Here is an 11,564-nt window from a genome sequence, read left to right as displayed (position 1 = left end):
GGCGGGATCCGTGGATCACGCCCGGCAACACACGACGGGTCCTACTCGGCCTTCGTCAGGGCCACCGTCGCCTTTTCGCCGTCACCCAGGTCGACCGGGTTGCCCTCGAGCGAGTCGACGACGTCGTAGGTCGTGGCGAGGGTCTCGCGGGCGATCAGGTCGGCGTGGGTGGTGGCGGCCTGGCGTACGGTCTCGGAACCGGCCACCGAGAGCGTGATCCGGTCCTCGACGTTGAGACCCGCCTCCTTGCGGGCGTTCTGGACCGCGCGGACCAGGTCACGGGCGAGACCCTCGGCGGCGAGCTCTGGGGTGACGACCGTGTCCAGGACGATGAAGCCGCCCGGGAGCATCGAGACGGCGATGTCGTCGGAGGCGGAGCCGACGACGGTCTCGAGCGTGTACTCACCCTCGACCAGCGCCAGACCACCGGCAACGACCTCACCGGACTCGGAGACCGACCAGTCGCCGGACTTGGAGCCCTTGATGGCCTTCTGGACGTCCTTGCCCAGGCGCGGCCCGGCGGCGCGGGCGTTGACGCTCAGCTTCTGCTCGATGCCGTAGGTGCCGGCCTCCTCCGAGTCGGCCGCGAGCAGGCGCACGGACTTGACGTTGACCTCGTCGGCGACGATCTCCTCGAAGCCCGCGATGTCGGCGCCGACCACGGTCAGGCCGCCCAGCGGGAGACGGTTGCGGAGCTTGCGCGCCTTGCGCAGGGCGGAGGTCGAGGAGCAGACCGCGCGCACCGCGTCCATCCGGGCGACCAGGTCGTCATCGGCCGGGAGGGACTCGACGACCGGGTAGTCGGCCAGGTGCACCGAGCGGCCACCGGTCAGACCGCGCCAGATCTCCTCGGTGGTCAGCGGCAGCAGAGGTGCGACGAGGCGGGTCACCGTCTCCAGCACCGTGTAGAGAGTGTCGAAGGCGGCCTTGTCCTCGTTCCAGAACCGCTCGCGGCTGCGCCGGATGTACCAGTTCGTGAGCACGTCGATGAACCGCTGCGTCGCCTCGCACGCCTCGGCGACGTAGTAGTCGTCCATCGCCGTGGTCATCTCGGCGACGTAGTCGCGCAGCTTGGCCAGGACGTAGCGGTCCAGCGGGTCGGTGGACTCGGTCGAACCGGTGGTCTCCAGGTTGGCCGCGTTGGCGTAGAGCTGGAAGAAGTACCAGCTGTTCCACAGCGGGATCATCACCTGGCGTACGGAGTCCCGGATACCCTGCTCGGTGACGACCAGGTTGCCGCCGCGCAGGATCGGCGAGGACATCAGGAACCAGCGCATCGCGTCGGCGCCGTCACGGTCGAAGACCTCGTTGACGTCGGGGTAGTTGCGCAGGCTCTTGGACATCTTCTGCCCGTCCGAGCCCAGCACGATGCCGTGGCTGATGCAGGACTGGAACGCCGGCCGGTCGAAGAGCGCGGTCGCCAGGATGTGCAGGGTGTAGAACCAGCCGCGGGTCTGGCCGATGTACTCCACGATGAAGTCGCCCGGGAAGTGGTGGGCGAACCACTCCTCGTTCTCGAACGGCACGTGGTTCTGGGCGAAGCTCATCGAGCCCGAGTCGAACCAGACGTCGAGTACGTCGGAGACCCGGCGCATCATCGACTTGCCGGTCGGGTCGTCGGGGTTGGGGCGGACCAGGTCGTCGACGTAGGGACGGTGCAGGTCGGGGTTGCCGTCGGCGTCCTTCGGCAGGGTGCCGAAGTCACGCTCCAGCTCGGCGAACGAGCCGTAGACGTCGAGGCGCGGGTAGGCCGGGTCGTCGGACTTCCACACCGGCACCGGGGAGCCCCAGAAGCGGTTGCGGGTGATCGACCAGTCGCGGGCGTTCTCCAGCCACTTGCCGAACTGGCCGTCCTGGATGTGCTCGGGCACCCAGCGGATCTGCTGGTTGAGCTCGAGCATCCGGTCCTTGATCTTGGTGACCTCGACGAACCAGCTGCTCACGCCCTTGTAGATGAGCGGCTGACGGCAGCGCCAGCAGTGCGGGTAGGAGTGGTTGTAGGACTCGCGGCGCAGCAGGATCGTGCCCGCGGTGACCGACCCGGTCTCCCCCACGCCCTTCGTCGCGGCCTTGAGGTGGTCGATGATCTGCAGGTTGGCGTCGAAGACCTGGACGCCGGCGTAGTCCACCACCGGCGCGGTGAAGCGGCCGTCCTTGCCGACCGGCATCACCGCCTCGATGTTCTCGCGGTCGGTGACCTCCTTGTCGACCTCACCGAAGGCACCGGCGGTGTGGACGACCCCGGTGCCGTCGGTGGTCGTGACCGCGTCGTCGGCGGCGACCACGCGGAAGGCGTTGGTGTGGCCGGCGTAGTAGGAGAACGGCGGCGTGTAGGTGCGACCGAGCAGCTCGGCACCCTTGTAGCGGCCCAGGACCGTTGCCTCGTCGGCGTCCGGGAACAGCTCCTTCTGGTACGCCGCGACCCGAGCCTCCGCGAGGACGTACTTCGCCTTCTTGTCGGTCCCCGGGACCGGGCCCTCGACGACGACGTAGTCGATGTCGGAACCGACCATCACCGCGAGGTTGGACGGCAGGGTCCATGGCGTGGTGGTCCAGATCAGGATGTGGGCGCCGTCGAGGACCTCGTCGTCGCCGGTGGCGTCGAGCTCGTAGCCCACGGTGACCGCCGGGTCCTGGCGGTCCTTGTAGACGTCGTCGTCCATCCGCAGCTCGTGGTTGGACAGCGGGGTCTCGTCCTGCCAGCAGTAGGGCAGGACGCGGAAGCCCTCGTAGACCAGGCCCTTGTCGTAGAGCGTCTTGAAGGCCCAGATCACCGACTCCATGTAGTCGGGGTTGAGGGTCTTGTAGTCGTTGTCGAAGTCCACCCAGCGCGCCTGGCGGGTGACGTAGTCGCGCCACTCGCCGGTGTACTTCAGCACCGAGGCGCGGCTGGCCGCGTTGAACTTGTCGATGCCCATCTCGACGATCTCGTCGGTCGTCTTCAGGCCGAGCTGGCGCATCGCCTCGAGCTCGGCGGGCAGGCCGTGGGTGTCCCAGCCGAAGCGGCGCTCGACGCGCTTGCCGCGCATCGTCTGGTAGCGCGGCACGATGTCCTTGACGTAGCCGGTCAGCAGGTGACCGTAGTGCGGCAGGCCGTTGGCGAACGGCGGGCCGTCGTAGAAGACGAACTCGTTCTCGCCGTTCTCGCCGGCGTCACGGTTGTCGATGCTCGCCTGGAAGGTCCCATCCTTCTTCCAGTAGTCGAGAACCTGTGTCTCGATCTCCGGGAAGCGTGGGCTGGCCGGGACGGCACTCTTGTCGGCTGAGGTGACCTTCGGATAGGCCATCGGCGGCATCTCCTGCTGGGTGGTAGTGGGTTCGTCTTCACCACAGGGACGATCTTTCGACCGCGGTACCACCCTGCTTACCCATGCCTGGGCCACTTCGTTACGGCTGTGACGGGCCACTCCCGCCGGGTTCTACTTGCCTCCGACCTGCTGGAGGCTTTCTTCCCGGGGCTCGCCGCTGATGACGGCTCGAACGCCTGTAAGGAAGAGGGTACGCCGCCTGCGCCCCGCCGCGCGAACCCGATTCACACGGCGCGCCACATCCGCACGTGCGGGCCGATCTCGGGGTCGTCCCACGGCTCGCCGATCACCTGGAACCCGGCCCGCTCGTAGAACCTGGCTGCAGGCGTACGCGCGTTGCACCAGACCAGCCCGCCGCCCCGCGTCACGACATGGTCGAGCGCCGCCTGCAGCACCTGGGCACCCACACCCTTCCCGCGCCACCCGTCGGCCGTCGCCATCCCCCGGATCCGCCATCCCTTGCCGGGATGTCCGGGCAGGTCAGGGCAGGCTTCCGGGAACAGCCCGACACACCCGACCAGGCTCCCGCCCGCATCCAGCGCCGCGTACGTCGCGACCTCGGGATCATCGTCCCCCGCCAGCCTCGCCGCCTCCGGCGGCCCACCGTTGCGCAGCACCTCCGCCCGCAACGCATACGTCTCCTCGACCCCCACCCGGCGCACCGTGATCACGCCGTCCATCATGCAGGCATCGACCTCAACCGGTCGGCGACGGCACCGGAAAGCGCCTCGTGAACGACCTCAGGGTGCAGCATGACGTCCTCCCAGGTGAACCGCAGGACGATCCATCCGGCCGCCACGAACCGGTTGTAGCGGCCCGCGTCCTCGACCAGTGCTCGGTGTGTTCCGTGGAACTCGAACGAGTCCGCCTCGATGATGATCCGGAGCCGCCGGTCGGCGAGGTCGACCCGACCGAGGAAGTCGGGCTCGGCGATCCTCACCTGAGGTTCGACGTCGAGCCCATCGACCCGGATCGCGATCGCGCGCAGACAGCTCTCGAAGGCGTTGTCGGCGCCGCCGTGGGCCAAGTGCGCGACCCTGCGCACTCCCCCGGCCCCGGGGCCAAAGGTGCGATCGGCGGCCGAGACCAACTCCTCCCGTGACATCCCCTGGCGCAGCGCGGAGTCAGCGACGCACAGCGCCTCGTCGAAGGGCAGCTTCCTTGAGCAGTCGATGACCGTGCGAAGCCGCGTCGTCACGATGCCATCGACGTCGCAGGCCGGGATATCGAGTCGACGAACCGCGACCCCGCGAGCGACCGTGCGACGGATCCGCCGGGTTCTCGGGATCGTCACCTCCGGGCGAAGCGGTGGGTGCTTGACGGACCAGCCCCACACCAGCGCGGCACTCAATCCCGAGACGACACCGCGCAACCTTTCCGCAGCGTCGATCGCAGAGAGCGCCGCGGCCTTCTCCTCATCGTTCACGCCAGAGTCATACCCAAACCCATGGCTTCTAAACCGAATGCACACGGTCGTTACGTATGTGACGGATGAGGCGCCTCATCCGTCACATAGGTAACGACCGTGTGCAGAACTCCCTCATCCCTCCCGCACCATTCGTACGTTCGGCCCGAACACCGGGTCCTCCCAGGCCTCGCCGACCTGCTCGAAGCCGGCCCGCAGGAACAAGGCGCCGCCGGCGGGGGTGGCGTTGCACCAGACCGTGCCACCGCCATGGGTCTCGACATGTGCCAGGGCCGCGGCCAGGACGGCCGTGCCGACGCCGCGTCCACGCCACGCCTCAGCGGTCGCCAGACGCCGGATCCGCCAGCTGCTGTTCTCGGCAGGGAACAGGCCGACGCAGCCGACTACGACACCATCAGCGTCTCGGGCTGCGAAGGTCGCGAGGTCTGGCTGCTCGTCGCCTGCCACCTTCGCCACGTCAGGCGGCGCGCCCTGGTGAAGGACGAGCGCTCGAAGCGGATAGGTCTCAGCCGCCGGCACGGCGGTGACGGTGAACGCGATCGAAGATGCCACGTCGCGACCGTAGCGGTCCAGGACCGCTATCGGTGTTGATCGAGCGACGGTCACGGGAGCAACTGGCAGGATGCGCGCATGAGCCTGATTCGCTACGAGTACGCCGACGGTTGCGCGCGCATCACCATGACCAATCCGGACCGGGGCAACGTGTTCAAGCCCGAAGCGGGGGCGGAGATGCTGGCGGCGATCCTGCGGGCCAAGGCTGACTCGGCGCGGGTGATCGTGCTCGCCGCGGAGGGGAAGTACTTCTCGGTCGGCGGCGACCTGGCCGGGTTCGCGGCCGCCGACGATCTCGGGCCGTTCATCCTCGAGCTCGCCGAGGGGGCCAACCGGATCATCACCGAGCTCGTACGCTGCGACGCGATCGTGGTCAGCGCGGTGCAAGGCACCGCCGCGGGTGTCGGCTTCCCGCTGGCCGCGGCGGCGGACATCGTCGTGGCCGGTGACCGGGCGAAGTTCAGCCTCGCCTACGCGAAGGTGGGGCTGTCGGTCGACGGCGGCGGCTCCCTGCTCGTGCACACCCTGGGACTCCACCGGGTGCTCCGGCTGACCCTGCTGGGCGACATGCTCTCCGCGACGGAGGCGCTCGAGGCGGGGCTGGTCGCCCGTGTCGTACCTGCCGACGAGCTCGACGCCACGGTCGACGAGGTCGTCGCGACTCTCCTCGCGGGCTCCCCGGAGGCGCTGGCCCGCACCAAGCACCTGATCCGCGACGTCGCCGACCCCAACCCCGAGTCGGCCCTGCGGCGCGAGGCGGAGTCGATCTCGGCGCTCGGCGGCTCGGCGTCCGGGCGCGAGGGCATCAACGCTTTCCTCGAGAAGCGGCCGCCCAGCTTCACGCGCTGAAATCATTGGCCGAAAGGCGCCGGTTTCCGCGAGGGTAGAGCCCATGAGCAGCGATCAGCGGCAGGTGGGGTTCGGCGGCATCTGGCTTCCCGAGGGCGAGGACCCACGCCTCCACAAGGAGCAGCCCGTCGGTGAGCTGGCGACCTATCGCGACTACCTGCGCCACTACCGGCTCACCCTCGAGCTCAAGTGCCAGGATCTCGGACCGGAGGACCTGGCCAAGCAGAGCGTGCCGCCGAGCGACCTGAGTCTGATCGGGCTGATCCGGCACATGGCGCGGGTCGAGCACGGCTGGTTCCAGCGAGTGCTCAGGGAGAACCTCGACATCCCCCGCCCCGACGCCGACGACCCCACCGGCGGCTTCCACAAGGTTGAGCCCACCGAGGAGTCGGTGGCGGAGGCGTTCGCGAGCTGGCGCGAGCAGGTCGCGCTCGCCGACGAGTGGCTCGACTCGATCGACGACAGCGTGCTCGGCGACCTGCGCGACACGGGCCACGAGCAGGCCAGCATCCGCGACATCCTGGTTCACATGATCGAGGAGTACGCCCGCCACGCCGGCCACGCCGACCTGCTGCGCGAGACCATCGACGGGCGTACCGGGCAGTAGCCCCACCGGCCTCCTGACGACGGTTTTCTGAGACTAGGCTGAGACAGCGGTCACAAGCGACCGCTTACCCCGCTGAACCCGAGGGAGACCATGTCAACGTCGACCGCCAACCCCACCGGCTCGGGCCCACGGTCCGGGCCCAACGTGAAGTCCATCGTCATCTGGGCCGCCGTCGCTGTCGTCGGCGCCGTCTGCTGGGCCATGCTCGCCCTGTCCCGTGGTGAGGAGGTCTCGGCGCTGTGGATCCTGTTCGCCGCGCTGGCCTCCTACGCCATCGCCTACCGGTTCTACTCCAAGTTCATCGCCAAGAAGGTGCTGGAGGTCGACGACAGCCGGGCGACCCCGGCCGAGCGGCTCCAGAACGGGCGGGACTTCGACGTCACCGACCGGCGGGTGCTCTTCGGGCACCACTTCGCCGCCATCGCGGGCGCCGGGCCGCTGGTCGGTCCGGTCCTGGCCGCGCAGATGGGTTACCTGCCCGGCACGATCTGGATCATCGTCGGCGTCATCTTCGCCGGCGCGGTGCAGGACATGGTGGTGCTGTTCCTCTCGATGCGCCGTGACGGCAAGTCACTGGGCCAGATGGTCCGCGAGGAGATCGGCACCGTCGCCGGCATCGCCGCCCTGATCGCCGTCTTCGCGATCATGATCATCATCCTGGCCGTCTTGGCGCTCGTGGTCGTCAACGCGCTGGCCGAGTCGCCCTGGGGTGTGTTCTCGATCGGGCTCACCATCCCGATCGCGCTCTTCATGGGCTTCTACCTCCGTTACCTGCGTCCCGGCCGGGTCCTCGAGGTCACCGCCATCGGCGTCGTACTCCTGCTGATGGCGATCGCCGGCGGCACCTGGGTCGAGGAGATGGGGCTGGCCAACCTGCTGACCCTGGAGAAGGAGACCCTGGTCATTGCGCTGGCGATCTACGGTTTCGTCGCCTCGATCCTGCCGGTGTGGATGCTGCTCACCCCGCGTGACTACCTCTCGACCTTCATGAAGATCGGCGTGATCGTCCTGCTGGCCTTCGGCATGATCCTGGCCGCGCCGGTGCTCGCCAACCCGGCGGTCTCCGAGTTCGCCACCAACGGCCAGGGGCCGGCCTTCACGGGCAAGCTGTTCCCGTTCGTCTTCATCACGATCGCCTGTGGTGCGCTCTCCGGCTTCCACGCGCTGATCGCCTCCGGCACGACCCCGAAGATGGTCGCCAAGGAGTCCCAGGTCCGCATGATCGGCTACGGCGGCATGCTGATGGAATCGTTCGTCGCGATCTCCGCGCTCATCGCCGCCTCAGTGATCGACCAGGGCATCTACTTCTCGATGAACGCCGCTGCCGGCGCCACCGGCGGCACCCCGGAGACGGCGGCCGCGTTCGTCAACGGGCTCGGGTTCACGATCACCCCGGCCGAGCTCCAGGCCGCCGCGGACAGCGTCGAGGAGACGATCATCTCCCGCACCGGTGGCGCTCCGACCCTGGCGTTCGGCATCTCGCTGATCTTCACCGACGCCTTCGGTGGCGGCCTGGCCGCGTTCTGGTACCACTTCGCGATCATGTTCGAGGCGCTCTTCATCCTGACCGCCGTCGATGCCGGCACCCGGGTCGGCCGGTTCATGCTGCAGGACACCATCGGCAACATCTGGCCGCGCTACGCCGACGTCTCCTGGCGTCCGGCCACCTGGTCGGCCTCGGCGCTGGTGGTGCTGGCCTGGGCCTACATGCTCTGGATCGGCGTCGGCGATCCCCTCGGCGGGATCAACCAGCTCTTCCCGCTCTTCGGCATCGCCAACCAGCTCCTCGCCGCCATCGCGCTGACGCTGGCCACCACGCTGCTGATCAAGCACGGCAAGCTGAAATGGGCGTGGGTGCCGGGCATCCCGCTGGTCTGGGACCTCATCGTCACGATGACCTCGTCGTGGCAGAAGATCTTCAGCGACGACCCGACGATCGGCTACTTCGCACAGGCCTCGGCCGCGCGCGAGGCGAAGGCGTCCGGGGAGCTCTACGGCGTCGCCAAGACGCCCGCGGACGTCGACCAGATCATCTACAACTCGACCCAGTCCGGCATCCTGCAGGCCACCTTCGCGGCGCTCGTGATCGTGATCGTCGCGGGAGCTGCGGTCACCGTCGTCAAGACGCTGCGCGCCGGCGGCTCGCTGCCGACCACCGAGGTGCCGAAGGTCGAGTCGAAGATCGTCGCGCCCTCCGACTTCTTCGCCACCAAGGAGGAGAAGGAAGCCGTACGCGAGTGGGAGGCCTCCCAGAAGGCGTCGATCTCGTGAGCGGGCGCAAGCGAGCGAACCGACAGCGTCACACGCGACCGCGCCCGTATCCTGGCGCTTGCGCTACGGGGGCGGTCTCGTGAGTGGCCTGGCCGAGCGTGTCTCCGGCGCCTGGCGGCTGCTCCGCCAGGCGACCGGGGAGGCGAAGTGGGACGACTACGTCGCCCGGTGCGAGCGCGAGGGCGTCGAGCCGATGACCCGGCGCGCGTTCGAGCGTCACCGGGCGGACGAGAAGGAGCACAACCCGCAGGCTCGCTGCTGCTAGCGGTCTAGCGGGGGTTGTCGTCGGCGAAGGCGGCGTCGAGCCAGGCGTACACCTGCGAGTCACCTCGGGTGACGAGCAGGACCACCTGCTTCTCGGCGTCGCTGACCGGCTTGCCGTTGATCCAGCCGCGGACGATGTCCGAGGCGGCGCGGCGTACGACCTCCACGCCCTTGGCCATCGCCCACTCCGGCGCCGGGTGGCCCTTGCTGCTCGCCACACCGGGGATGTCCAAGGTCCAGGTGCCGTCCTCGGCCTGGATCAGCTGCGGCGCCGGCGGCGCGCTCTTCTTGCTCACGCGTCCATGTTCGCACGTCGAGACCGTCGATAAGGGGTCGCTCAGGCTCGGCCACTAGACTGCGCCCCGTGACGAATGCAGCTTGGGGCTTCGGCCTCGTGACGTACGCCGCCGACAACTCTGTGCTCGACGTGTGGTTCCCCGCGCCGCAGCTGGGCACCCAGCCCGCCGACGCGACGGCGCCGGCCGAGCTCACCGCGCTCGAGGGCGCCGACGAGGTACGCCAGGTCACCAAGCGCGTCACCCTCATCGAGGTCAAGGACCTCGACATCGCGCCGGAGACCACCGAGGACGTCTGGCTGCGTCTCCACCTCCTCTCCCACCGCCTCGTGCAGCCGCACGGGCAGAACCTCGACGGCATCTTCGGCCTGCTCACCAACGTGGTGTGGACCAGCGCCGGCCCGTGCGCGGTCGAGGGCTTCGAGCTCACCCGCGCCCGGCTGCGTGCCGCCGGCCAGCACGTCACCGTCTACGGCGTGGACAAGTTCCCGCGGATGGTCGACTACGTCGTGCCGTCCGGGATCCGCATCGGCGACGCCGACCGCGTCCGCCTCGGCGCCCACCTGGCCGCCGGCACCACCGTGATGCACGAGGGCTTCGTCAACTTCAACGCCGGCACGCTGGGCGCTTCGATGGTCGAGGGCCGGATCTCCGGCGGGGTCGTCGTCGGCGACGGCTCCGACGTCGGCGGCGGCGCCTCGATCATGGGCACGCTCTCCGGCGGCGGCAAGGCCGTCATCTCCATCGGCCAGCGCTGCCTGCTCGGTGCCAACTCCGGGATCGGCATCTCGCTCGGCGACGACGCCGTGGTCGAGGCCGGTTGCTACGTGACGTACGGGACGAAGGTCACGCTCCCGGACGGCACCGTCAAGAAGGCCGGAGAGCTGTCCGGCGCTTCCAACATCCTCTTCCGTCGCAACTCGGTCAGCGGCGCCATCGAGGCCGTTCCGTGGAAGGGCGAGGGCATCGAGCTCAACGCCGCCCTCCACGCCAATTGATCCAACACCGAAGAGCAGAGTGCTGAGTTGAAGAAGTTTTTCACCACGTTGGTGGTGCTCAGCGTGATCGCCGGCGGCATCTACTGGGTGGTCCGGGCCGCGACGGACAAGCTGGACTCGTTTCTCCCCGACCTGCAGCACTGCACGGCGGTCGCGGGCGAGTACGAGGCGCGCTTCGACCCCGAGCAGATGGGCAACGCGGCCGTGATCACCGCGCTGGGGCTCAAGCGCGGCCTGCCCGCGCGGGCGGCCACGATCGCGATCGCGACCGCGATCCAGGAGTCGAAGCTCTACAACATCAGCCACGGCGACCGGGACTCGCTCGGACTCTTCCAGCAACGCCCGTCGATGGGCTGGGGCACCGAGGAGCAGGTCCAGGACCCGGTCTACGCCACCAACAAGTTCTACGACGCGCTCGTGAAGATCGAGGGCTACGAGGACATGGTGGTCACCGAGGCGGCGCAGGAGGTGCAGCGCTCGGCCTACCCCGAGGCGTACGCCGACCACGAGGGCGAGGGCCGCGCCATCGCCTCCGCGATCAGCGGCTACTCCCCCGCCGCGCTGACCTGCCGGATCGACGAGCCCGAGGCGGGCTCCGGCAAGCCCCAGGCGACGAAGACCGAGGTCAACCAGCTGCTCGGCGGCATGGTCGGCCGGGCTCGGGTCGAGGGCTCAACCGTGGTGATCCCGGTCGATGCCGGCGAGACCGGCGAGCGCGGCGGCTGGACGGCCGCCCACTACGTACTCGCCCGGGCCAGCGAGTTCGGCGCCACCTCAATTGCGTACGACGGACGCACCTGGTCCGCCGGCAAGGACGAGGAGTGGGCCGAGACCCCCGAGGTCACCAGCGACCAGATCGTCGTCACCCTCGCCTGACCCACCCTCCCCGCCGAGTCGGTAGTTGTGGCGGGCGAGACATGAGTTGTGGGGGGGGGCAAGAGAAGGTGGAGGACCCCCACCACAGCGTGGGGGGCCCCCAACCCCCCCACCCCC

General features: G+C 68.9%; 11 protein-coding genes. 6 read left to right on the top strand and 5 right to left on the bottom strand.

Annotated features, from left to right (window positions below):
* Positions 1–41: 41 nt before the first annotated feature.
* From ileS to ACFVDI_RS24935, 4 genes are all read right to left on the bottom strand, one after another.
* Positions 42–3,287, bottom strand: a complete 3,246-nt coding sequence (ileS, locus tag ACFVDI_RS24950) for an isoleucine--tRNA ligase (protein ID WP_378911479.1) — start codon at positions 3,285–3,287, stop codon at positions 42–44.
* 245 nt (positions 3,288–3,532) lie between these two features.
* A complete protein-coding gene (locus tag ACFVDI_RS24945; RefSeq protein ID WP_378911478.1) occupies positions 3,533–3,979 on the bottom strand; it encodes a GNAT family N-acetyltransferase in 447 nt (148 codons plus the stop codon).
* 8 nt (positions 3,980–3,987) lie between these two features.
* The gene (locus ACFVDI_RS24940) at positions 3,988–4,734 is read right to left on the bottom strand and encodes an endonuclease domain-containing protein (protein WP_378911477.1); all 747 of its coding nucleotides are present in this window, start codon (positions 4,732–4,734) and stop codon (positions 3,988–3,990) included.
* Positions 4,735–4,848: 114 nt separating this feature from the next.
* Positions 4,849–5,286 (bottom strand): GNAT family N-acetyltransferase, encoded by a 438-nt coding sequence (locus ACFVDI_RS24935; protein ID WP_378911476.1) that lies wholly within the window; start codon positions 5,284–5,286, stop codon positions 4,849–4,851.
* A 78-nt stretch (positions 5,287–5,364) separates the two neighbouring features.
* Here ACFVDI_RS24935 and ACFVDI_RS24930 point away from each other — a divergent pair, with 78 nt between their 5' ends.
* The 4 genes from ACFVDI_RS24930 (at position 5,365) to ACFVDI_RS24915 (ending at position 9,278) form a co-directional block, all read left to right on the top strand.
* Complete coding sequence (locus ACFVDI_RS24930; protein ID WP_378911475.1) at positions 5,365–6,135, top strand: enoyl-CoA hydratase/isomerase family protein; 771 nt, start codon at positions 5,365–5,367, stop codon at positions 6,133–6,135.
* A gap of 43 nt (positions 6,136–6,178) precedes the next feature.
* Positions 6,179–6,742: a DinB family protein gene (locus ACFVDI_RS24925; protein ID WP_378911474.1), complete on the top strand. Its 564-nt coding sequence runs from the start codon at positions 6,179–6,181 to the stop codon at positions 6,740–6,742.
* Between the two features lie 90 nt (positions 6,743–6,832).
* A complete protein-coding gene (locus ACFVDI_RS24920) occupies positions 6,833–9,013 on the top strand; it encodes a carbon starvation CstA family protein (RefSeq protein WP_378911473.1) in 2,181 nt (726 codons plus the stop codon).
* A 79-nt stretch (positions 9,014–9,092) separates the two neighbouring features.
* On the top strand, positions 9,093–9,278 hold the full coding sequence (locus ACFVDI_RS24915; RefSeq protein ID WP_378911472.1) for a YbdD/YjiX family protein: 186 nt from the start codon (positions 9,093–9,095) through the stop codon (positions 9,276–9,278).
* A gap of 4 nt (positions 9,279–9,282) precedes the next feature.
* On the opposite strand, the gene ACFVDI_RS24910 is transcribed toward ACFVDI_RS24915, so the two are convergent.
* Entirely contained in the window at positions 9,283–9,573 is a 291-nt protein-coding gene (locus ACFVDI_RS24910; protein ID WP_378911471.1) for a hypothetical protein, read from the bottom strand.
* 68 nt (positions 9,574–9,641) lie between these two features.
* Here ACFVDI_RS24910 and dapD point away from each other — a divergent pair, with 68 nt between their 5' ends.
* Together dapD and ACFVDI_RS24900 are read left to right on the top strand one after the other, a co-directional pair.
* Positions 9,642–10,571: a 2,3,4,5-tetrahydropyridine-2,6-dicarboxylate N-succinyltransferase gene (dapD, locus tag ACFVDI_RS24905; RefSeq protein WP_378911470.1), complete on the top strand. Its 930-nt coding sequence runs from the start codon at positions 9,642–9,644 to the stop codon at positions 10,569–10,571.
* Between the two features lie 27 nt (positions 10,572–10,598).
* Positions 10,599–11,447, top strand: a complete 849-nt coding sequence (locus ACFVDI_RS24900) for a hypothetical protein (RefSeq protein ID WP_378911469.1) — start codon at positions 10,599–10,601, stop codon at positions 11,445–11,447.
* Positions 11,448–11,564: the final 117 nt, after the last annotated feature.

The organism is Nocardioides sp. NPDC057767 (genome assembly GCF_042798275.1).
Taxonomy (GTDB): Bacteria; Actinomycetota; Actinomycetes; order Propionibacteriales; family Nocardioidaceae; genus Nocardioides.
The sequence above is the reverse complement of the archived record's forward strand: the minus strand, read 5'-3'. Positions and strand labels throughout refer to the sequence as shown.